Source organism: uncultured Sphingomonas sp. (assembly GCF_964244235.1).
Classification (GTDB): Bacteria; Pseudomonadota; Alphaproteobacteria; order Sphingomonadales; family Sphingomonadaceae; genus Sphingomonas.
In genome coordinates, this window is record NZ_CAXTII010000047.1 from 1 (window position 1) to 21,516 (window position 21,516).

Here is a 21,516-nt window from a genome sequence, read left to right on the forward strand (position 1 = left end):
GATGACAAGCGACGCCGTGCGGGTAATCAGGCTGACAACCTCAAGATCCGCCGGGGTGGGCTCCCGCGGCTCCCGGTAATACATGGCGAAGGTACCTTGCAGCACGCCTGCGGCCGACAGGATCGGCGTCGACCAGCACGCGCGCAGGCCGTGTGCAACTGCCAGGTCGCGGAAGTCGGTCCAGAGCGGGTCGGTAGCGAGGTCGGTGACGTACACCGGCTCCTTACGGTGGGCCGCGGTCCCGCACGAACCGACACCCTGGGCGACCGCGATGCCGTCGATCGCATCGTTGTAGGCATTCGGCAGGCTTGGTGCCGCGCCGTGCCGCAGGTGGAGCCCGTCCTCGGTGGCGAGCAGGATGGAGCCGAGCATCCCGGAATCGGAATGCTGCTCGACCGTTGCAAGCAATGTTTCGAGCAGCTTGGCTAGCGGTGCGTCCTCAACGGCCGCCTCGAGCAGTTCGTTCTGCGTGTTCCGCAATGCGTCGGCACGGGCGCGGTCGGTCACGTCGGAACCCTGAACGAAGATGCCCGACACCCTGCCGTCGACATCCGTCATGGGCTGGTAGACGAAATCGATGAAGCGGTGCTCGGCGGGCGCGCCCGGGGTGCGCCGAAGGGTCACCGGCACGGCCTCGCCCAGATAGGCCTTGCCGGAACGGTAGACCTGATCGAGAAGATCGACGAAGCCCTGCTCGGCGACTTCGGGCAGCGCCTCGCGCACCTGCCTGCCCAGCACTTCGCGGTGGCCGGTGAGCTGCTGGTATGCGGGGTTGGCCAGCTCGAACACGTGTTCCGGACTGCGCAGCAGCGCCATGAACCCCGGCGCCTGCTCGAACATTTGAGTGAGCCGCTCGCGCTCGGCCGCGCTGCGCCGCTCGGCCAGCACCCTCTCCGTCGTCTCCACAACGATAGCGATGACACCCGCAGGCCTGCCGCTTTCGTCGGGCACGGGCGAGTAGTCGAGGTCGAGCCACACCTGTTCTGGCCGACCGTGCCGGTAGAGCGTCAGCTCCTGGTCCTTGTAGGCGAGCGTTCCGCCCGCGAGCCCCACCCTCATCACGCTGTCGTTGAAGTCCGCGACTTCGGGCCATCCCTCGCGCACCTTTGCTCCGAGCAACTCGGGATGCCGCCCGCCCGCGAACACCGAATAGGCGTCATTGTAGATCATGATGCCGTCCTCGCCCCACAGCATGACCATCGGAACAGCCGAATTGATCAGGAGCGCCGTCGCGGTCCTGAGACTTTGAGGCCACGAGCTGATCGGCCCCAGTGGCGTGCCCGACCAGTCGAAAGCCCGGATCAGCGCCGCCGTCACGGCCTCGCCCGAGGGAAAATCCAGATTGTCTCCGGCGTTACGCACTTTCGTCCCCTCGTACGTCCTGCATTCTTCGCCGCCGAGCGCGGGGCGGGCGGCGGGCGGCAAGCAGGTTAGCAGCGGATTCGGAAACAGGACACTCCCCAGCCAGGCCTTGGTCGAGAACCAAGAGTAGTAGTCGACATCGAGATGCTATCGGTCTCGCGAAACGCAACGGTTGTAGGTAAGCGCTGGCAACGACCCTTACCCGATCCTTGTCGCTGCCTTTCGCCGCCTCCGAAATCGGCCGCCGTACATCCCCCGCCTTAACCGGTAGGCGACAGGCCGGTCGGTTCGAATATCGAAAGGACAATCGGCGCACGAGAGACATGGCGATCGAACAAACTCTCGACCGGCTTCTGACGACACCCGACGTCGCGCCGCACGCCTTCCCCGTATGCCGGATTCAGACGGGCTGGCGGATGCAATTCCGGTGTTCAGCAACCGTGCGGTGCTGGATCATGCAGCGACGCCGTTAAGTAATCCGAACGTTTTTCCGTTCCCACGAAACTACTGCATCGTTTGTGAGTTTTCGTTCCTGAATAAGGGGATAGCGCCATGAACGAAACGACCCGACGTGAAGTGATGACCGCGGCAGCGGCGCTGGGCGCCGGTGCGGCAATAGCCGCCCCGGCGACAGCGCAGGACCAGTCGCCATCTCGCGGCGGCAAGCAGGATCCGCGCAACAAGTATCCCAAACCGCCGTTCAAAGCGCAGTCGCAGCCTTGGCCGGGGCTTGCCGGCCGAATGGACCCTCGTCCCGATCATGGCGAGACGAGCTATGTCGGCAGCGGAAGGCTGCGCGGCCGCAGAGCACTTGTTACAGGCGGCGATTCAGGCATGGGCCGTGCCGCCGCCATTGCTTTCGCCCGCGAGGGTGCGGATGTCGCAATCAACTATCTGCCAGAAGAAGAACCGGATGCCCGCGAGGTCGTCGATCTTATCCGTCGCGCCGGTCAGAAGGCCGCGCCGATACCCGGCGACATCCGTAACGAAAGTTTTTGCCGGCAGCTGGTCGAACGTGCGGTGAGCGCGCTGGGTGGTCTCGACATCGTGGTTTGCAACGCCGGCCGCCAGCAGTCCGTTCCTTCGATCCTCGATCTCACGACCGAGGAGTTCGATCGGACGATGAAGACCAACATCTATGCACCGTTCTGGATCATCAAGGCTGCCGTCCCGCATCTCGAGCCCGGCTCGGCGATTATCGGCACCACGTCCGAGCAGGCCTATGATCCGTCACCCGATCTCTATGCCTATGCCCAGACCAAGGCGGCTACCATGAACTACATCAAGTCGCTCGCCAAGCAGCTCGGGTCGAAGGGGATCCGCGTCAACGGCGTCGCACCGGGGCCTGTTTGGACCCCGCTGCAGATTTCCGGCGGCGCACAGCCGGGCAAGGTAGTGACCTTTGGTGCCACCGCGCCGCTGGGCCGTCCAGGCCAGCCGGCCGAGCTGGCCGGCATCTATGTCCGCCTGGCCGAGGATGACGGCAGCTATACGACGGGCAACATCTACGGCGCCGGCGGCGGCCAGGGCCAGCCTTGAGCTTGAGGAGAGTAACGATGCGCAGGACCATCTTCTCGCGCGTTGCGGCGACGGCAATTCTGGCCTCCACATCCGCGGTGGCGCAGGAGGCAGGGTCAATGCAGACGCGCAACTTTATAGAGGCGGCGGGGCAGTCCGACGCATTCGAGATGCAGGAGGCCGACACGGTTCTGGCGCAAAGCGACGATCCACAAGTCCGCGCTTTCGCGCAGCAAATGCTGCAGGATCACGGCCAGCTCCGCCAGTCGCTGCAGCGGGCGATAACACAGGCCGGCCTCAAGCCGCCGGCGATGGGTGTCGGTGCAGATCAAGCTCCTCTGCTCGCGGCGTTGCAGAGCCTGCGTGGGCCGGACTTCGACAAGACTTATTGGAAACATCAAGCGCTCGCGCATCGCTCTGCATTGACGACCACGCAGCTATACGCTGCGAACGGCGACAATCCCACGATACGGCAGGCTGCTGCCTCGGCCGTTCCAATCATCGCCGGCCATCTTGCCATGGCCGAGCAGATGCAGGCGAAGACTGTCGGACTCTAGTCAATCCGCCGTCGGAAGTCGGGCGAAGGTCGCCCGGCGGGTACAGGAACCGGGTACAGAGACGCTAAGCCGCCATGGCGCAAATAGTGGATTCTGATCGACCGATCCCGTTGATCCAATGGTGCGGGTAGTCGGAGTCGAACCGACACTCCTTGCGGAACCGGATTTTGAGTCCGGCGCGTCTACCAATTCCACCATACCCGCATTTGCATTGGCTTGTGCGCCGCGTAGCCCAGCCGGAGGCCTCTCGCAAGCTGTGAGGCGTCGAGGATCCGTTGTTGCAGACGGATCGCCTGCATCCGTAACCCGCGATCAATTGACCGGCGCTCGCCGGCGATAGCTCAGCGCCTCGGCGATATGGACCCGGCCGATCGATGGGGCGTCGGCGAGATCGGCGATCGTCCGCGCGACGCGCAGGATGCGCGTATAGCCGCGCGCGGTCAGTCGCATCGCGCCTGCCGCCTGCGTCAGCAAGATACGGCCCGGCTCGTCGGGTGTCGCGACGCGGTCGAGCAACGGGCCGTCCGCCTCCGCATTGGTCCGTACGCCCTCCCCCGCATAGCGCCCGGTCTGAACGGCGCGCGCGACGGCGACGCGGGCGGCGACCGCCGCGGAATTCTCGGTCGGCGGCGGCAGGACGAGATCGGCGGCGCTCACCGCGGCGACGTCGACATGAAGGTCGATCCGGTCGAGCAGCGGCCCCGACACCTTCGCCTGATAATCCGCCGCGCATTTCGGAGCGCGCGCGCAGGCCAGCCCGGCATCGCCGAGATGCCCGCACCGGCACGGGTTCATCGCCGCGACCAGCTGCACCCGCGCCGGGAAGGTGACGTGTGCGTTGGCGCGCGCGACGCTGACCGAACCCGTCTCCAGCGGCTGGCGAAGCGAATCAAGTACCGCGCGCTGGAACTCGGGTAGTTCGTCGAGGAACAATACGCCGAGATGCGCAAGGCTGACCTCGCCCGGCCTCACCTTCAGCCCGCCGCCCGTCAACGCCGCCATCGAGGCAGAATGATGCGGCGCGCGAAACGGTCGCGTACGGGTCAGTCGCCCTTCGGTCAGCGTTCCCGCGACCGATTGCACCATCGACACCTCGAGCGCTTCGGCGGGATCGAGTGGTGGCAGGATACCGGGCAGGCACGCCGCCATCAGCGATTTTCCTGCGCCCGGCGGTCCGCACATCAGGAGATTGTGCCCACCCGCGGCAGCGATCTCGAGCGCGCGCTTGGCGGTTTCCTGTCCGCGGACCTGGGCGAGGTCCGGCCCCCTGAACGCCGGCTCCGCCTCGCCCGGACGCGGCACCGAGAGCAGGCCATGACCCTTGAAATGGTTGATGAGCCCGAGCAGATCGGGTGCTGCGACGATTTCGATCGACCCCGCCCAGGCCGCCTCCGGCCCTTGCGCGGCAGGGCAGACCAGCCCCTTGCCCTCGCCCGACGCGAACAGCGCGGCGAGCAGCACGCCCGGCGAGGGTGCGATCCGTGCGTCGAGCCCGAGTTCGCCGACCACGACGAACTCCGCCAGCGTTTCCACATCGACCACGCCCATCGCGCCGAGCAGCGCAAGTGCGATCGGCAGGTCGAAATGCGACCCTTCCTTTGGCAGGTCGGCGGGGCTGAGGTTCACCGCGATCCGCTTTGGCGGCAATGCCAGGCCCATGGCCGCGATCGCGCCCCTCACCCGTTCCCGGCTTTCGCCGACTGCCTTGTCGCCGAGCCCGACGACGTTGAACGCGGGCAAGCCCGGGATCAATTGCACCTGCACCTCGACGGCGCGCGCTTCCAGCCCCAGATAGGCCACCGTCGATACGATCGTCGCCACCGCGTTCTCCTCGCAAGCCGACGGTCATATCGGGCTTTGCATCGCGCAGCACCGCGAGATGGATCGTATGCCAACCTATCGTCATGGATATCGCGGCGAACGTATATCCCGTCATCCTGCGATGTATTACGCCGTGCAGCGGGCGCGAGGGCATGCGTCCGCGTTGACTTGTCGGGTCCCTATGGCTATGCGCAGCGCCGAACGAGGCCGTCCCCTGGGCGGCCTTCTTGCATTCCATGCAGGTTGAACCGAATTTGAGGAATGAGCGATGAAGCGGACCTTTCAGCCGAGCAATCTGGTGCGGACCCGCCGTCACGGCTTCCGCGCGCGGATGGCGACGGTCGGTGGCCGGGCGGTGATCCGCGCCCGCCGCGCGCGCGGTCGCAAGAAGCTGTCGGCGTAACGATGCCCGCGGGTGGTACCGTTCCTGCGGTCGCCACCCTCACCAGACGCAGCGATTTCCTGGCCGCGAATGCCGGCAGGCGTGCACCGATGCCCGGTTTCGTACTGTTGATGCGCCCGCGCGGAGATGGCGACGATGCGATGCGCATCGGCTTCACCGTCACCAAGAAGATCGGCAACGCGGTCGTCCGCAACCGGATGAAGCGCCGGTTGCGAGCGCTCGCGTGGTCCCTGCTGCCGGTCAAGGGCATTCCGGGCGCGGACCATGTCCTGATCGGGCGGCAGGGCGGGATCGAGCGCGAATATGCGCTGCTCGAGATCGAACTCGGCAAGGCGCTTGCGAAGATCGCCCGGTGATCGCGCGGCTGCTCATGCTGATCGTTCGCGGATGGCAATTGGGCCCCTCGGTCGTCCTGCCGCCGAGCTGCCGCTACCAGCCTAGCTGTTCCGCCTATGCAGTCACCGCGCTTCGCCGCTATGGCGCGGCCAAGGGGGGGTGGCTGGCGGCGAAGCGCATCGCGCGCTGCCATCCCTGGGGCGGATACGGACCGGACCCCGTACCTTGACGGCCCGTACCGTGAACCGGGAAGATTTTCAGTGAAAGACGCCAAATGAAGGACGATCGCCAGAATTTCGTCCTGTTCGCCGTGATCGCGGCGTTGATCCTGTTCGGCTGGCCGCTGATCCAGGGCAGGTTCTTCCCGACGGCCAACCCGCCCGTCACGAAGATCGAGGGCGGCAAGACGAAGGTCGTCGCCAACCCCGGCGCCGATCCGACCGCGGACGGGCCGACTGCGATCCGCGACCGCACGGTCGTGCTGGCGTCGAGCCCGCGAGTCACGATCGATACGCCGCGACTGCACGGGTCGATCAACCTGAAGGGCGCGCGGATCGACGATCTGGTGCTGAAGACCTACAAGGAAACGATCGCCAAAGATTCGCCGCCGATCCGGCTGCTGTCTCCCGCCGGCGCGCCCGAGGCGTATTTCGCCGGGTTCGGCTGGCGTGACGACGGGTTGAGACCGCCTTCGCCCGACGCGGTGTGGACCGCATCGTCGACCCTCCTCGCCCCGGGGCATCCGGTCGATCTCGACGCCGCCAATGCGACCGGGCAGCGGTTCCGGATCACGATGGCGGTCGATGACGGCTATCTCTTCACCGTGCAGCAGACGGTATCGAACGGAGGCAACGCACCCGTCCCGGTTGCAGCCTACGGCCTTGTCAACAGGATCGGCGTGTCGAAGGATCCGACGACGATGACGATCCATACCGGGCCGATCTCGGTGCATGAGGGTGGCGCGGATTATTCGGAGAAGTTCAAGGACGTCGATAGCGCGCCGCAGAAGTTCAGCTCCACCGGCGGCTGGCTTGGCTTCACCGATAAATATTGGCTGACCGCGCTCGTTCCCGATCAGGCGCAGGCGTTCGACGGACAATTCCGCTCGGGCGCGGGCCAGGCCTATCAGGCGGACTATGCCGTCCGGCCGGCGGTTCTGGCCCCCGGTCGAAGCATCACCCAGTCGAGCCGTTTCTTTGCCGGAGCGAAGGAAGTGCGGTTGCTCCAGCGGTATCAGGACGAAGGCATCGCGAAGCTCGACAAGTCGATCGACTGGGGCTGGTTCGAGATCATCGTCCGGCCGATCTTCACCTATCTCGACTGGCTGTTCCGCATGATCGGCAATTTCTGCACCGCCATCATCCTGCTGACGCTGACGATCCGCGGCGTGATGTTCCCGATCGCGCAGCGCCAGTTCGCGTCGATGGCGAAGATGCGCGCGATCCAGCCGAAGATGAAGGCGCTCCAGGAACGCTACAAGGATGACAAGGTGCGTCAACAGCAGGAGGTCATGGCGCTGTACAAGGCGGAAAAGGTCAACCCGATCGACGGCTGCCTGCCGACCTTGTTGCAGATTCCGATCTTCTACGCGCTGTACAAGGCGCTGATGCTGACGATCGAGATGCGCCACCAGCCCTTCTTTGGATGGATCAGGGATTTGTCCGCACCCGATCCGCTGACCCCGCTCAACCTCTTCGGGCTGTTGCCGTTCGTGCCGCCGCACATGATAGCGATCGGCGTGATCCCGATCATTTACGGCATATCGATGTATTTCCAGTTCAAGCTGAATCCGACGCCGATGGACGATGCACAGAAACAGATTTTCTCGTTGATGCCGTGGATCCTGATGTTCGTCATGTCGTCGTTCGCGGTCGGGCTGCTGATCTACTGGATCACGTCGAATTGCCTGACGATCCTCCAGCAGCAACTGCTCTATTCGCGGCATCCCGCGCTCAAACAGGCTCCGGCGAAATGAGCGATGAAGGCGGGCAGGACGAAGAGCTGATCGAGACCGCGCGCAAGATATTCGCCGGGCCGATCGGGTTCCTGAAATCCGCGCCCGGCCTCGATCATCTGCCCGTACCCGACGTACCCGAGATCGCGTTCGCGGGGCGGTCCAATGTCGGCAAGTCGTCGCTGCTGAACGCGCTGACCGGGCGAAACGCGCTCGCGCGGACGTCGAACACGCCGGGGCGGACGCAGGAGCTGAACTTCTTCGACGTCGGCGATCCGCCCGAATTCCGGCTGGTCGACATGCCGGGCTATGGTTTCGCGAAGGCACCCAAGGACGTCGTCAGGAAATGGCGCTTCCTCGTGAACGATTTCCTGCGCGGGCGGCAGGTGCTCAAGCGCGCACTGGTGCTGATCGACGCGCGCCACGGCGTGAAGGAGGTCGACCGCGAGATACTGGAGATGCTCGACAAGGCGGCGGTCAGTTACCGGATGGTGCTGACCAAGGCGGACAAGGTGAAGGCGACCGACCTGGCCGCCGTCACGGCCTCGGTCGAGGCAGAGGCGCGAAAGCGGCCCGCGGCGCATCCCGAAGTGCTGGCGACGTCGAGCGAGGGCAGGATGGGGATCGCGGAACTGCGCGCTGCGGTGCTGGAGGCGGTTCGGGTCTGAAACCGCCCGTCGCCCTCACCCTTCGCCGCCTTCGGCGTCTTTTTCCCTCTCCCGCTGGGAGAGGGAAGGAGCGGCGCAGCCGCGGGAGGGTGAGGGCGATAGTCGGCCGACGACGTTACCCGAACACCCGCTTCATCGACCGTTCCAGCATGACCAATTGCCACAAGGTCCGCCCATGCTCCGCCCGGCCCGACCGGTGCGCCGCGGCCATATCGGCGATCACTTCGCCGTCGAACCAGCCGCTGTCGATCAGCGTCCGCGAAGTCGCCAGTGCCGCCGCTTCTCCCGCCAGTGCGCCGCGGAACCACGCGGAGATCGGCGTCACGAAGCCCATCTTGCGCCGATAGAGGATATCGTCGGGCAGATACGGCGTCAGCGCCCGCTTCATCAGCCACTTCCCCTGCCCGCGCCGCAGCCGCATCGACACGGGCAGCGTCGCAGCGAATTCGATCAGCCGGTGGTCGAGCAGCGGCTCGCGCGCTTCCAGCCCGACCGCCATGCTGGTCCGGTCGACCTTGGTCAGGATATCGCCCGGCAGCCAGCGCTTGAGATCGGCATATTGCGCCCGGTCCAGCGCATCGCGCGCTGGCGCAGCACGCATAAGGGCGACATAGGCATCCTCCGCGCGGTAGCCGCCGAGGTGCCGCCGAGCCGCGTCGGAAAACAGCCGCGAACGTAGCGCCGGCGTCGTCACTCCGACCGCCTGCGCATAGGCCTCGTCGCCATCCCCCGCGAGCGCCAGCAGCGTGGATTTCGCCCGCAGCGGCCGCGGTGCCCAGTCCGCCTTGGGATAGTGCCGCCCGAGCGCCCCGAACACCGACGTCCGCATCCTAGTGGGCAGCAAACCGCGCACCCGCTCCTCCGCCGCCTGGAAGCGGTAGCGGCGATACCCCGCCAGCGCCTCGTCCGCACCGTCCCCCGACAGCGCCACCGTCACGCTTTCGCGTGCCAGCGCGCAGACCTGATAGGTCGCGAGCGCGGATGCGTCGGCGAAGGGCTCGTCGAAGCTGGCGACCAGCGTGTCGATCAGCGCATGGTCGTCGGACGAGACGATCCGCGTCGCATGATCGGTCGCGAACCGCTGCGCGACCTGGTCGGCGTAGCGGCGCTCGTCGTGGTCGGCTTCCGCGAACCCGATGGTGCAGGTCTTCACTGCCGATCGGCTGGTCTCGGCCATCAGCGCAACGACGGCGGAGCTATCGACACCGCCCGACAGGAACGCGCCGAGCGGAACGTCGGCAACCATCCTGCTACGTACCCCGTCGCGCATCTTCGCCAGCAATTCGGCACCGAGCGCACCCGCCGAACCGCGCGCACGGTTCGAGAAATCCACGTCCCACCACTGCCGTGGCCGGGGTACACCCCTGCCGCGCTCGACAAGCAGGAAATGTCCCGCCGCCAGCTTGCGCACCCCTGCGACGATGCACGAGTCGTCGGGCACATAGCCCCAGGCCATATAGTCCTCGACCGCGCGCAGATCGGGCGTGCGGCGGACGAGCGGGTGGGCGAGCAGCCCCTTAAGTTCGGACGCGAACGCCAGCGATCCGTCGGACAGCTCGACATAATGAAGCGGCTTCACCCCCAGCCGGTCGCGCGCGAGGAACAGCGTCCCACGGTCCGCATCGTGAAGCGCGAAGGCGAACATCCCGTTCAACCGGTCGAGCACCCCCGGCCCCCATTGCCGCCAGCCGTGGAGCAGGACCTCGGTATCGCCGGCGGTCCGGAACACCGCCCCCTTCGCGATCAGTTCGGCACGGATCTCCGCGAAATTATAGATCTCGCCATTATAGGTGATGGTGAGGGCATCATCCGACATCGGCTGCGGCGATCCCTCCAGATCGATGATCGATAGCCGCCGATGCCCGAATCCGACGCCGGGCGCAGTCCAGATCCCCTCCCCGTCGGGCCCGCGATGCGCCATGGCGCCGATCATCTGCGCGAGCCGGCTCGGCTCGACGGGCTTGGGCGTCCCGGGATGGAAGATCCCGGCGATACCGCACATCAGCGCATGCCCGAATCATGGTCCGCGACCGCACCGATATCGCCGAGCACGGCGCGGAAGGCCCGGATGGCGGCGACGGGGTTCTGCCCGACGCTGGCTTGCGCCGACAAATGGATCGCGACCGCGCGCTGCGGGCCACCGAACAGCCGCGCCTTCATACCCTCGATCTTGACCAGCGGCGGCGCGTTCGTCGTGACATTTCCGATGCGATACCATGTCGCGACGATGCGCTCCACCGGATGCTGATCGAGACCCGCGGCGGTGATCCGCATCACCGATCCTCCATCGATATCGGGCAGGTCGGCGACACGGACCCAGCGATCCTCCTCGCGCAGAACGCCATGGCCGAACGCGATCATCTCATGCCCGCGCATCTGGCTGCCATAGACCGCGACCGCCATATCGACCTGACGGCCCCGACCATCGGCGTAGCGGCCGAACAGGTGATGATCCGCGCCGGGGTAGTTCGGCTCCCATGGTGCATCGACGCTGATATCGACGCGGTGCCAGCCCGGCACCACGGGCAGGTCGATATGTGCGGGCAAGCGCTGCGCACGCCCGGCGATCGCCTGCGACCAGGCGGGGAAGACGCCTGCCGTCGCCAGGACCAGCACGGCGGCTACGGGCAATGCGATGCGATACTCGATCGGGGGTAGCAATGTCGCCGGATCGAACGCCGGCGCGTCGGGCGCACGGTCGAACCAGCGCCAGCCGATCGCCAGCACCGCCGCCATCACCAGCCCGAAGAATACCCAGCCATAGACGATATGGTCGAACCCCGTCGCGCGTTCGAGCGAGATCCGGTTCGCAGCCCAGATCGTCGCGAAGGCGCGCACGCCGTTCGCCACGACGGGCACGACCACGCACACCGCGAGAAACACGGCGCGTCGCGTCCAGGTGGTAAAGCACACATTCGCGACCAATGCGCCGAACGCGATCATCGCGATCACGAACTTCGCCCCCGAACATGCTTCCGCGACCTCGAAATAATAATGGCCGCCGTGGATCATCACGCCGTCGAGACTTGCCGGAATGCCTGACACGTGAAGCATCGGCACGACCATATGTGCAGTGACGCTCTGGAGCGGCGATTGCAGTCCTTCGCCGGCTGGCACCAGGAACAGCGCATAGCCGAGCGGAAACGCGATCCCCCGCGCGACCGACGGCCCGAGGATCGTCACGACCGCCCCCTGCAACATGACGGCAAGTCCCAGATGCCGCGCGAAGGACACCGATCCCGCATCGCCCATCAGCCACGCCGCACCGCCGGCCGCGACGATCGCGAGCGCCGGCCACCAGGCCACCGGTGCCAGCTGCGCGAGTTCGCCGCGCCGCTGCCATACCAGCCAGGCGACCACGGGGCCGATGAACAGGCAATGCCCGAAGGTCGTGCTGGTCCACCAGATATGCGCGAGATCGGCGAGATCGGTATGGAACGGCAACAACAGCGCGCCCGCGACGATCGCCAGCGTGACGAGATGCCGCTGCCACACAGCGGACATGCGATTGGCCGCGACCACCGGGAGCGCGATCGTCATGCTGCGCTCGGCGCGAGCAACGCATCGAGCAGCGCCAGCCGTCCGTCCCACGAATAACGGGCAATGACCCGCGCCCGCGCGGCCTGGCCGATCGCGTCGGCGCGTCGGACGTCGTCGATCAGCGCCGACACCGCGCCGGCGAACGCAGCGGCACCATCGGCGACGACGATCGTGCCGTCATGGTCGATCCCCTCCGCCGCGCACGGTGTCGCGACCACCGCGCGGGCCATCGCCATTGCCTCCAGGATCTTGTTCTGTACCCCGCGCGCCAGCTTTAGCGGCGCGACGCACACGCTCGCCGCCGCCAGCCAGCCACGCACATCGTCTACCGCTCCCGTCACGACGACATCGTCCGACGCCAGCCGACGAACCCCCGCGGTGGGCGATCGTCCGACGATCGCAAAGCGGGCCGCCGGGTTGCGGGCCCGGATCGCGGGAAGGATGTCGGTCGCGAACCACGTCACCGCCTCGACATTGGGCGCGTAATCCATCTGTCCGGTGAAGACGATCAGCGGATCGTCCGTCTCGACTGGCCCGACCGTCGCGGGATCGAACCGTACGGTATCGATCCCGTTCTCCACGACCATGACATTGCCCTCGCCGCCGCCCGCGCGGAACAGCGCCGCCTCGGCCTCGCTGACGAACAGGCTCGCCTCGGCCCGCGCCGCAACGGCACGCTCATACGCACCGAGCAGCCTCGCCTCGCGCGTCATCAGCCAGCGCATCGGGCCGCGCGCCTTGCCGGCAAGCGCGGCGAACTTCGCCGAATCGACATCCACGAAATCCATGATCGCGCGCGGCGTGGTCGGCAGATACTGCGCCATCTGGCCGGAAAAGGCGTAGATCGCATGGATCGGCCGGCTGGCCAGTATTTGACGTACCGCTACGGTCATCGCTCTGTCCTTGAACGCCGCGAGCGATACCGACTGACCGCTTGCGAGTGCGCTCACGACGGCCGCTCCGCGGCTCCGCCTGCGCGTGACGATCGTCGCGCTGGCCAATTTGCTGCACAGCATTTCCGGTACGATCCGGTCGGCGGGATCGTCCGCGAACGCGACCAGATGGACATGCGCCCGGTCCGCGAGCCAGGTCAGCACCGCGTTGCTGCGGATCTTGTCGCCGCGATCGGGCGGATAGGGTGCGCGGTGCGCCAGGAACAGGATGTGCTTCACCCAAGCCCCCGCGCGACCCACGGACCGGCCAGCGTCGCCGCCCATAAGGGCAGCCGCTTCCAGGCCGCCACCATCGCGGCATATTTTGGGTCGAGCGGATTGATCGTCCGCGGCGGACCGTCGCTTTTCGTCGCATAACGCCGGATTTCGGGCTCGAAGCCCCAGTTCTTCTTGAACGCCGCCGCCCCGGTCCCCGCTTTCGACCGCCCGAAATCGAACCGCGTGCAACCGCGCGCGCGCCCATGCGCCATCAGCGCGAAATACATCCGGTCGTTGGCACGCAAGCCCCGTGCCGCCGCGGTGCCGCCGCCCCAATAGGGATAGACGGTGCCGTTCATGTACAGACTCAGCACGCTCGCGACCGCCCTCCCCTCATGGCGAACGGTCAGGATATCGGCGTCGAGATCCGCCATCACCGATGCGAACAGCCTGGCGGGGAAGACCGGCGTTCCGAGGTTACGCACGGATTCGGCATAGACTCGGTAATGTTCGCGCAGCATCGCCCGATCGCGGCCCGCGACGATATCCAGCTCGAACCCGAACGACCGGCGCACCTCGGCGCGCTGCTTGCGCGGGATGGCGAGCAGTTCGGCTTCGTCGTCCGCCGCGATGGCGCGGACGAAGCCGAGATAGGTGGCGTCGTCGATATGCCAGCCGTCCGGCGCGACGCCGCCGCGCAGTTCGACGCCCGGGCACCCGATCCGCTGCGCCAGGTCCCATGCCCCGGCGGCCAGCGGCTCCACCGCTTCCCCCAGCACGCCGCCATCGACCCCGAACCCGACCGACACCAGCGCCCGCCCGGCGATCGGCGAGCGCATCGCGGTCAGCGGCAACACGCCGGCGATCGATCCGTCCGCATACTCCGCCACCAGATAGCGCGATCGCTGGCCGCAGCCCCGCTGGACCGCACGGCTCCAGCCGGTCAGGTGGAAAGGCGTCGCGCCATCGGCCGCGCGAACGAATGTGTCGATGCGCGCCGCCTCACGCACATCCGCGATATCGGCCTCGCGGATACCGACCGGTGCGGCGATCAACGGCATCATAGGGCACGGGCGGCGATAGCGGCATCGACCCGGCCCCAGTCGTGCCGACCGATCAGGCCGCGCAGCTTTCCCGCCATCGCGCCGAGCCGGGAATAGTGCCGCAGCTTGGACCGCATCGGGGCAGCAGCGACGCGAGGCTGCGCGGGATCGATCTCCCACGGGTGGAAATAGAACATCGCGGGTTGGCCCGCGCGGTTGACCTGCCGCACCGCGTGATCGGTGATCGCCGCAGGCAGCAGGCGGAAGAACCCGCCCCCGGTCGCCAGCCGCCGGCCGGCGATCTCGGCGACGGTCACCGGCACCTCGACCAGCGGGCTGTCGGCGACAGGCCGGAACGCGTAGCGCGGTGCCTCGCGCCAGCCATAATGATCGTGGCGCACCGGTGCGACGCTGGAGGAATAGGCATAGCCCTCCTCCGCCAGCACCGGATGCGCCCAGGGCGTACGCGCTTCGATCGAGAAGCTCGGCGCGCGGTAGCCGGTGACGGCGACCCCGGCCGCGTCCTCGATCGCGCGGCGCGCGCGGGCGATATCGGCACGGAAGATATCGGGCGTCATCGTGAAGACCCGGACATGGTCCCAGCCATGGCTCGCGATCTCGTGGCCCGCCTCGACGATCCGCCGGATCAGCGCCGGGTGGCGATCGGCCACCCAGCCGAGGGTGAAGAAGGTCGCCTTCACACCGCTTTCCGCGAACAGCGCCAGAACGGCATCGGTGTTGCGCTCGACCCGCGGGTCAAGGCTCGGCCAGTCCGCCTTGTCGATCACGCGCTCGAACGCGCCGACCTGGAACCAGTCCTCGACATCGACCGACATGCCGTTGAGCACGGGAGCGCCCGGCACGCGCGTCATGGCGTCACGCCGCGGCGTTGCGGATCGGGGCGAACCCCGGCCGTGTGGTATCGCTTTCGACCCAGTCGACCAGCAGCGTCAGAACGCGACGCAGCGCCGCCTCCTGGTTTTCCACCTGTCCCTCGAGCGCGGCGATACGCCGGAGGATGTCCGAGGCCGGCGCGGGATCGGCGGGGTCCGGCGCGGCTGGGGTCTGGCCCGGGGTTTCGGCAGCGGGTTCCGACGCTTCGACAGGTTCGGCGTGAACCGCCGCGGGATCGGGCTCAGCCTGAACCTCCTCGATCGCAACGGGGTTCGGTACCGGCGTCGCCTCGACGTCAACCGGCACCGCGATCGGGTCTTGTCCCGGTGCTGCGATCGGCAACGCGCTCACAGGCTCGGGCGACGACGGCGCGATCCGGGCCGGTTCGGGGATGGTTTCTTCGCGTGCCTTCAGCCATTCCGTCTCGACCGGCGGTGCGTTCTCCGCAACCGGTGCAGCCGTCGGGGTCGGCACCGGTTGCGGCTCGACGACGCCGGGCGCAACGCCCGGCGCGTGCATCATCGGCAGATCGGCATGCAGATCGCCGATCACCGTGTCCACGGTGTGCCCGTCGATCAGATCCAGCCCCTCGATCGCGGCGAACAGCATCACGCGGCCGGCCAGCAGGTTCAGCCGGCGCGGCACGCCCGCCGAGCCCCGATAAAAGGCCCCGAATGCGTCCGTGGTGAAATCCGGACGCCCCGACCAGCCGACGACCGCGAGCCGGTGGGCGATGTAGTCCGCGACCTCGTTCTCCTCCATCGGATCGAGATGATGGATCGCGATCACGCGCTGGCGCAGCTGCTCAAGCCGATCCTCGCCGTGCAGCCGGTCTCGGAATTCGGGCTGACCCAACAGAACGATCTGCAGCATCGCATGCCCGCCCGCCTGGAAATTGGAGAGCATGCGCAGCTCCTCCAGCGATGCGACAGGCAACGCCTGCGCTTCGTCGACGATCAGGAGCGTCCGTTTGCCGGTGCGCGCGACCGCGTGCAGCCCGCGTTCTATCGCCATCAGCAGCTCGGCCTTTTCCAGACCCGACGGGTTCACGCCAAGCGAATGCGCGACGATCCGAAGCAGGTCCGCCGGTTCGATCGCGGTCGACACGATGCGCACCGCGTTCAGCGACTGATGGTCGATCGTGTCCATGAGATGCCCGACCAGCGTGGTCTTCCCCGCGCCGATATCGCCGGTGATGACGATGAAGCCCTCGCCCTGCGCCAGACCATAGCCGAGATACGCCATCGCCTTGCGGTGGGTCGCGGTCTCGAACCAGAAGCGCGGGTCCGGGGTCAGCTGGAACGGCCGGCCGCTCAATCCGAAATGATCGTCGTACATCGTCGTTCGCCCTAGAACTGGTATCGCGCGCCGAGAAGCGCCTGCAGCGACGGTTCGCTCGGCTGGCCCTCGGTCTTCGCATTGTACACACCCAGCGAGGCGGTCGTGCCAAGCCGGCCGAAATAATGGTAATAGGCGGCGGTTGCGCCATAGGAGATCGTGCTGGCGGAGCCCGGAAGATCGCTGGTGTAATAGTTCAGGAACGCGTTGGCGTTGATCCCCGACACGCGCGAGAGCGCGTGGCCGTAGAACAACTGCCCGTAATAGCTCTGATCCTCCTCGCCATAGACGACGACGCCCGACGGCACGTTCGGCGCGTAAAGCTCGCGATTGGTATAGCCGACGGCGAAACCGTAGGTCGACAGTCCGCGCTTGGCCGACAGGACGGCGTCGACCCCACGCGCGCGGAAGCTGGCGGTGCTGATCGACTGGAGCGCGCTGTTCAGACAGCCGCCTGGTGCCGCGCCCGACGTGCCGAAGACGCAGCCGTTGAACTGCTGCCCGAACTGGTCGCGGCTGTCGACGAAGCTCGTCGGCAGATTGGCGACGCCCTGGCGCAGCTGCTGGCCGAACGTCTCGACGGTGTCGTAGACGTTGACCGCGAGCCCGACCGACTTCGACGCCTGATAGGTCGCGGTACCGGTATAGCTCGTCGAACCATATCGCCGGCCGACATGCGCCTCGACCGACGTGCGGTGATTGGGATGCCAGACGACGCCCGCGTCATAATAGACGCCGTCGGTGCGATACGCGACGCGGCGCGGCGACGTGGGATCGGTGACGAAACGACCGTCGCCGTCCTGCACCGGGACGCCCGCCGCGGTCAGCAGCGCGTCCTTCTGGCTGACCTCGATCTTCTCGTAGCCGACGCCGGCGGTCAGTGCGACGGTAGCGGCGACGGGGGCGAGGACATCGCCGCGCGCATGATATCCCTCGAACCGCTGGTCGAGCTGCGCCCCGTCCTCGCGCTGATACCCCGCGCCGACCGACACGCCGACCGGCAGCATCGCGCCTGGCGCGACACTGGCACCGACCGATGCGGTCTGACCGAGCGAATGGTCGTAATAGTCGAGCCGCTGCCCGGGCGTACCGGTGCCGGTCGTCGGCGTCGTGACCTTCGTGTAGCCGATGCCGTAATCCGCACTGAGCGCCACCGCGCCGGCATGACCGCGGTAGCTCGGTCCGCCATAGACGGTGTAGACCTGGCTGATATTATCGACGTTGCCGGTCAGCACCCCGGGCGCTGCACCCCGAATGTCGTTGCGACTGCGCGTAGCGAGCCCCCCCGCGTCCAGCGACAGACCCGGCGCGATCTTCGCATCGATCCGGGCCAGGCCGGTGTTCACGTCCGCATCGCCGATATTGTGGCCCTCGCCGATCCGCCGTTCGTAGCGATAGCTGATCTGCGCCTGCACGCGCGGCGTTTTCGTGGCGGCGTCGATGCCGACCGCGACTTCCGAATAGGTGACGACATCGCCGCCCTTCAGGTCGGCGTCGAGCACCTGGCTCAGCTCGATATAGGGCGAGATCGTGGTCCGCCGGTCGCTCTGCGCCTCGGCGGTGCCGCTGGCGAGCAGCGCCGCGGCGGTGCCGAGCGCCAAGATGATCCGGGTCACTTTCTGGTCTCCTGGCCATAGTAACTGCCGAACCGCGCGCCTCCGGGCACGAAGGACACGGCGTTGAGGACGAGTTGAATGTGATCGCACCCGTCGAGCAGCGACACCGCAGCGCGAAGCTCGTTCTCCGGCGTGCGATCGGCGCGGACGACCAGCATGACCTGCCCGACCATCAGCGCCAGCACCGATGCCGGCGATGCGGCGAGCGCGGGCGGCGAGTCGAAGATCACGATGCGGCGCGGGTCTGCCGACAACAGCCTGGCGAGGACGACCCGGGTCCGCGCGCTCGCCAGCAATTCGGTATCGCTCGACGTCTTGGTACCTGCGGATAGCAGCGACAGATTGGGCACATCGGTGCGCACGACGAGCGTCTCGATGTCGATGCTCGAATCGCCAAGCGCGTCGAGCAATCCGAGTCCGTCGTCCAGCCCGAGCCGCGCCATGACGTCGGGCTTGGCGAAATCGGCATCGACCAGCAGGACCTCGACATCACGCTCGGCGGCGATCGACAGTGCGAGGTTTACTGCGGTGAAGGTCTTGCCGTCGCGCGGGCGCGCCGAACATACCAGGATGGTGCGCGCCTTGTCGGGCGTGTTGCTCTCCGCGATGCGCTGGCTGGCGATCAGCAGCTGCCGCTTCACCAGCCGGAATTCCTCCGCGAGCGGACCGATCGGCGCGCCGGGGACGATCATCCCCGCCTCAGCCAGCATCATCCGGTCGATCGGCTGGCGATCGTGCAACATCGGGGTCGAGTCGTGTCCGAAGACGGGTTCGTCGAATATCGGCGCATCGTCGAGGACGAACGGCGCGGCGGGCGTCGATGGCGCGACGCCCCGTGCGCGCGCATGCTGGCCGAAGTCGTAGACCTTGGCCGCGCGTTCCAGGAGCGACGGTTCGCGCTTCGGCGTCGGGTTGGTGCTCGTCATGCCGTTTCCCTCACGCCGCCAGGCCGCGCTGAAGGACTTCGACGCCCAGCAGCAGGACATAGGCGGCGGCCAGGCCCGCGGCGCCCCCCGCGAACAATTTCAATCCCCTGGCACGGTGTTCCGACTGACTGCGCGTCAGTACTTCGCCGATCGATCCGATCACCGGCATCCCCGTCGCTTTCTCCAGCCGCGGTACCGTCGCGAAGGTCGCGCGCAGCTGGCCCAGCGCGAACGCGCCGCCGATGCCCGCCGCGATGCCCACGAACAGCACGCCCGACAGCAGCAGCATCCGGTTGGGTGCGGTCGGCGTGTGGGGCAGCGTCGGCGGATCGATGACGTTGAACTTCATCGCCGCCGACTGCGTCTGTGCCTGACCGCGGACCGCGATCTGCTGTCGCTGCGTGAACAGCTGATCATACTGCGTCTTCAGCACGTCATGACGGCGGTCGATGTCGCTTTGCTGCGCGGCAACCGCGGGATCGGCCGACAGCTTGGAACTGAGCAGGTCGAGATCGCCCTGCAACTGGCTCTTGCGCATGCGAAGCGACGCGACGGCTGCCTGCTTCTCCGCCGCCATCGACTGTAGCGAGGAATAGACCGGGTTGGGCTGTGCGCCGCCGGCTGCGCCACCAACCAGCGGCTCGCTGTGCGCGGCGGCGGTGGCGGCGGCGAGCTGGCTTTTCAGCGCGATCACGTCCGGATGGTTTTCGGTATCGCCGCGGGCACGGGCGTCGGCGAGTTGCCCCTGGATTGCGGACAGCCGCGCGCGCGCCGGCCCGGCCGATCCGGCACTTCCCGCCGTCCCCGGCAGCGATTGCGGGATGCCGGCCATCTGGCTCTGCACCGCGGAATAGCCGGACTGGGCGGCAGCCAGATCGCCATCGACCTGCGCCATCTGGCTGCGCGCAGCGGAAATTCGATCGGCGATCGAACCGGTCCCCGGCAACGCGCCGAGGTACCGGTTCTGGAAATCCGCGCGCTTCGCCTCGGCGTCCTGCAATTGCGCCTGGAGATCGGCGAGCTGGTGATCGAGGAACCCCAGGCTCTGCGTGTTCGCGCTGCGATCGCCCGCCAGGTTCGCCTCGACGAAGATATCGATCAGCTTCTGCGTGATCTGCCGCGCCAGTTTCGGGCTGGATGCGGTCGTGACGATCTCGAACAGATTGTCCTGCTGCGCAGTCACCTTGATGTTCTGCGACAGGCTCGACACCCGGTCCGCCACGTCCCGGTCGTTGGAGACGGTGTTGGCGAGATCGGTGCCGCGCACCACCTTCGACAGGTTCGTCGCGGAGGTCATCGTCTGGCGAATCGTGTCGAGGTCCTTCTGCGCGTCCTGCGGCGGTCCGTCGACCGACGCGGGCAGCATCGACTGCATCTGGAACAGAATGCGCGCGCGCGACTCGTACTTGCTCGGCATCTGCGCGACGACCAGCCAGCCGAGCACGCAAACGCCCCAGGCAACGCCGAGCGCGATCCATCGCCGCGTCCAGATGGCGTGCAGCGCCAGCCGCGCCTCGTCATAAATGCCGTTCATTCGGCTGTGCCTCAGAACATCGATTCGGGGATGATGATGACGTCGCCGGGTTCGAGCCGGACGTTCGCGGACGAATCGCCATGCTTCAGCAGATTGGCGATCTGCAGCTGGTATTCGTGCTGCTTGCCGTTCGCGCGGTCGTAGCGGACGAGCCGCGCCTTGTTGCCCGCGGCATATTGGCCGAGCCCGCCGACCGCGATCATCGCGTCCAGCAACGTCATGTTCGCGCGGTACGGCAGCGCGGCGGGTTTCTCGGTCGCGCCGACGATCCGGATCTGCTGGCTGTAGGTACCGGAAAAATTATCGACGATCACCGACACGATCGGGTGGCTGACATATTCGCTGAGCGCGCCCTTCAGGTCTTCCGCGAGCTGCGCAGGCGTCTTGCCGACCGCGGTCATGTCGTTGACCAGCGGCGTGGTGATCCGGCCATCGGGGCGTACCTGCACCTTCGCGGACAGGTCGGCGTTGCGCCACACGAAGATGCTCAACTGATCGAGCGGCCCGATGACATATTCCTCGCCCGGCTGTTCGCGCGGCTGGACATAGGCGGCGGCAGGCAATTGCGGGCGGGACCCTGCGCCGACACAGGCGGTCAGCGTGGCGGCGGCAAGCCCCAGCGCGATCGAGGTGCGGGAAAGGCGGGCGAAACGCATGGCCGTCGGTCTCCTGTCGACGCCGCCAGCACGAAAGGCGCGGGACGGCACGGGTCTTCAGGACGGCTATGCTGGGGAGAGGTGAAGATAGCGTTAGTGACGTGCGCAAATCGTCCCGCGGGCTAGCTGGAAGCCGTTCCGCGGGCTAGAGTCGCTTTCTATTTATTTGAATCGCCTGGGGGATTCCCAATCGGCTTGA

Annotated in this window: 19 protein-coding genes and 1 tRNA gene; 7 read left to right on the forward strand and 13 right to left on the reverse strand. The window is 66.9% G+C overall.

The annotated features are described in order from the left end of the window. The coding region (locus ACFE7D_RS09165; protein WP_375395120.1) for a PAS domain-containing protein at positions 1-1,362 on the reverse strand (1,362 nt) is incomplete at its 3' end. A 552-nt stretch (positions 1,363-1,914) separates the two neighbouring features. Between ACFE7D_RS09165 and ACFE7D_RS09170 the strand changes: the two genes are divergently transcribed. Continuing rightward, positions 1,915-2,901 carry an SDR family oxidoreductase gene (locus ACFE7D_RS09170; RefSeq protein ID WP_375395121.1) on the forward strand — a complete coding sequence of 329 codons (987 nt, stop codon included), beginning with the start codon at positions 1,915-1,917 and terminating at the stop codon, positions 2,899-2,901. Positions 2,902-2,918: 17 nt separating this feature from the next. After that, on the forward strand, positions 2,919-3,437 hold the full coding sequence (locus ACFE7D_RS09175) for a DUF4142 domain-containing protein (RefSeq protein WP_375395122.1): 519 nt from the start codon (positions 2,919-2,921) through the stop codon (positions 3,435-3,437). A gap of 119 nt (positions 3,438-3,556) precedes the next feature. Here the strand turns inward: ACFE7D_RS09175 and ACFE7D_RS09180 are convergent. Together ACFE7D_RS09180 and ACFE7D_RS09185 are read right to left on the reverse strand one after the other, a co-directional pair. After that, a tRNA-Leu gene (locus ACFE7D_RS09180) sits at positions 3,557-3,641 on the reverse strand. A 108-nt stretch (positions 3,642-3,749) separates the two neighbouring features. Next, positions 3,750-5,258 (reverse strand): YifB family Mg chelatase-like AAA ATPase, encoded by a 1,509-nt coding sequence (locus tag ACFE7D_RS09185; RefSeq protein WP_375395123.1) that lies wholly within the window; start codon positions 5,256-5,258, stop codon positions 3,750-3,752. 268 nt (positions 5,259-5,526) lie between these two features. Between ACFE7D_RS09185 and rpmH the strand changes: the two genes are divergently transcribed. The 5 genes from rpmH (at position 5,527) to yihA (ending at position 8,619) form a co-directional block, all read left to right on the forward strand. Beyond that, the gene (gene rpmH, locus ACFE7D_RS09190; RefSeq protein WP_174285440.1) at positions 5,527-5,661 is read left to right on the forward strand and encodes a 50S ribosomal protein L34; all 135 of its coding nucleotides are present in this window, start codon (positions 5,527-5,529) and stop codon (positions 5,659-5,661) included. 89 nt (positions 5,662-5,750) lie between these two features. After that, positions 5,751-6,017 (forward strand): ribonuclease P protein component, encoded by a 267-nt coding sequence (rnpA, locus tag ACFE7D_RS09195; RefSeq protein ID WP_375395124.1) that lies wholly within the window; start codon positions 5,751-5,753, stop codon positions 6,015-6,017. Continuing rightward, on the forward strand, positions 6,014-6,226 hold the full coding sequence (gene yidD / locus ACFE7D_RS09200; protein ID WP_375395125.1) for a membrane protein insertion efficiency factor YidD: 213 nt from the start codon (positions 6,014-6,016) through the stop codon (positions 6,224-6,226). The genes rnpA and yidD overlap by 4 nt, the downstream gene beginning before the upstream one ends. Before the next feature lie 45 nt (positions 6,227-6,271). Further along, positions 6,272-7,972, forward strand: a complete 1,701-nt coding sequence (yidC, locus tag ACFE7D_RS09205) for a membrane protein insertase YidC (protein WP_375395126.1) — start codon at positions 6,272-6,274, stop codon at positions 7,970-7,972. Beyond that, the gene (gene yihA, locus ACFE7D_RS09210) at positions 7,969-8,619 is read left to right on the forward strand and encodes a ribosome biogenesis GTP-binding protein YihA/YsxC (RefSeq protein WP_375395127.1); all 651 of its coding nucleotides are present in this window, start codon (positions 7,969-7,971) and stop codon (positions 8,617-8,619) included. Before yidC ends, yihA begins: the two co-directional genes overlap by 4 nt. Positions 8,620-8,734: 115 nt before the next feature. On the opposite strand, the gene ACFE7D_RS09215 is transcribed toward yihA, so the two are convergent. Genes ACFE7D_RS09215 through ACFE7D_RS09260 form a run of 10 tightly spaced genes read right to left on the reverse strand, consistent with a single transcriptional unit; the run spans position 8,735 to position 21,317 of the window. Further along, the gene (locus ACFE7D_RS09215) at positions 8,735-10,621 is read right to left on the reverse strand and encodes an XrtA/PEP-CTERM system amidotransferase (protein WP_375395128.1); all 1,887 of its coding nucleotides are present in this window, start codon (positions 10,619-10,621) and stop codon (positions 8,735-8,737) included. Next, positions 10,621-12,159: an exosortase A gene (gene xrtA, locus ACFE7D_RS09220; RefSeq protein ID WP_375395129.1), complete on the reverse strand. Its 1,539-nt coding sequence runs from the start codon at positions 12,157-12,159 to the stop codon at positions 10,621-10,623. Before xrtA ends, ACFE7D_RS09215 begins: the two co-directional genes overlap by 1 nt. Beyond that, positions 12,156-13,331, reverse strand: coding sequence for a TIGR03087 family PEP-CTERM/XrtA system glycosyltransferase (locus ACFE7D_RS09225; protein WP_375395130.1), 1,176 nt, complete (start codon positions 13,329-13,331; stop codon positions 12,156-12,158). The genes xrtA and ACFE7D_RS09225 overlap by 4 nt, the downstream gene beginning before the upstream one ends. Beyond that, positions 13,328-14,374 carry a FemAB family XrtA/PEP-CTERM system-associated protein gene (locus tag ACFE7D_RS09230; RefSeq protein ID WP_375395131.1) on the reverse strand — a complete coding sequence of 349 codons (1,047 nt, stop codon included), beginning with the start codon at positions 14,372-14,374 and terminating at the stop codon, positions 13,328-13,330. Before ACFE7D_RS09230 ends, ACFE7D_RS09225 begins: the two co-directional genes overlap by 4 nt. Then, positions 14,371-15,225: an XrtA system polysaccharide deacetylase gene (locus ACFE7D_RS09235; protein WP_375395132.1), complete on the reverse strand. Its 855-nt coding sequence runs from the start codon at positions 15,223-15,225 to the stop codon at positions 14,371-14,373. The genes ACFE7D_RS09230 and ACFE7D_RS09235 overlap by 4 nt, the downstream gene beginning before the upstream one ends. A 4-nt stretch (positions 15,226-15,229) precedes the next feature. After that, positions 15,230-16,585, reverse strand: a complete 1,356-nt coding sequence (locus tag ACFE7D_RS09240) for an AAA family ATPase (RefSeq protein WP_375395133.1) — start codon at positions 16,583-16,585, stop codon at positions 15,230-15,232. An 11-nt stretch (positions 16,586-16,596) separates the two neighbouring features. Then, a complete protein-coding gene (locus ACFE7D_RS09245) occupies positions 16,597-18,201 on the reverse strand; it encodes a hypothetical protein (protein ID WP_375395134.1) in 1,605 nt (534 codons plus the stop codon). Beyond that, a complete protein-coding gene (locus ACFE7D_RS09250; RefSeq protein ID WP_375395135.1) occupies positions 18,198-19,127 on the reverse strand; it encodes an AAA family ATPase in 930 nt (309 codons plus the stop codon). The genes ACFE7D_RS09245 and ACFE7D_RS09250 overlap by 4 nt, the downstream gene beginning before the upstream one ends. A 10-nt stretch (positions 19,128-19,137) precedes the next feature. Further along, positions 19,138-20,661 carry an XrtA system polysaccharide chain length determinant gene (locus ACFE7D_RS09255; protein ID WP_375395136.1) on the reverse strand — a complete coding sequence of 508 codons (1,524 nt, stop codon included), beginning with the start codon at positions 20,659-20,661 and terminating at the stop codon, positions 19,138-19,140. Between the two features lie 11 nt (positions 20,662-20,672). Further along, positions 20,673-21,317: an XrtA/PEP-CTERM system exopolysaccharide export protein gene (locus ACFE7D_RS09260; protein ID WP_375395137.1), complete on the reverse strand. Its 645-nt coding sequence runs from the start codon at positions 21,315-21,317 to the stop codon at positions 20,673-20,675. Positions 21,318-21,516 lie beyond the last annotated feature (199 nt).

Coding starts and splice junctions, on each gene's coding strand:
- ACFE7D_RS09170 (WP_375395121.1), top strand. CDS start 1,915: ATGAACGAAACGACCCGACGTGAAGTGATGACCGCGGCAGCGGCGCTG.
- ACFE7D_RS09175 (WP_375395122.1), top strand. CDS start 2,919: ATGCGCAGGACCATCTTCTCGCGCGTTGCGGCGACGGCAATTCTGGCC.
- rpmH (WP_174285440.1), top strand. CDS start 5,527: ATGAAGCGGACCTTTCAGCCGAGCAATCTGGTGCGGACCCGCCGTCAC.
- rnpA (WP_375395124.1), top strand. CDS start 5,751: ATGCCCGGTTTCGTACTGTTGATGCGCCCGCGCGGAGATGGCGACGAT.
- yidC (WP_375395126.1), top strand. CDS start 6,272: ATGAAGGACGATCGCCAGAATTTCGTCCTGTTCGCCGTGATCGCGGCG.
- yihA (WP_375395127.1), top strand. CDS start 7,969: ATGAGCGATGAAGGCGGGCAGGACGAAGAGCTGATCGAGACCGCGCGC.
- ACFE7D_RS09215 (WP_375395128.1), bottom strand. CDS start 10,621: ATGTGCGGTATCGCCGGGATCTTCCATCCCGGGACGCCCAAGCCCGTC.
- xrtA (WP_375395129.1), bottom strand. CDS start 12,159: ATGACGATCGCGCTCCCGGTGGTCGCGGCCAATCGCATGTCCGCTGTG.
- ACFE7D_RS09230 (WP_375395131.1), bottom strand. CDS start 14,374: ATGATGCCGTTGATCGCCGCACCGGTCGGTATCCGCGAGGCCGATATC.
- ACFE7D_RS09235 (WP_375395132.1), bottom strand. CDS start 15,225: ATGACGCGCGTGCCGGGCGCTCCCGTGCTCAACGGCATGTCGGTCGAT.
- ACFE7D_RS09240 (WP_375395133.1), bottom strand. CDS start 16,585: ATGTACGACGATCATTTCGGATTGAGCGGCCGGCCGTTCCAGCTGACC.
- ACFE7D_RS09250 (WP_375395135.1), bottom strand. CDS start 19,127: ATGACGAGCACCAACCCGACGCCGAAGCGCGAACCGTCGCTCCTGGAA.
- ACFE7D_RS09255 (WP_375395136.1), bottom strand. CDS start 20,661: ATGAACGGCATTTATGACGAGGCGCGGCTGGCGCTGCACGCCATCTGG.
- ACFE7D_RS09260 (WP_375395137.1), bottom strand. CDS start 21,317: ATGCGTTTCGCCCGCCTTTCCCGCACCTCGATCGCGCTGGGGCTTGCC.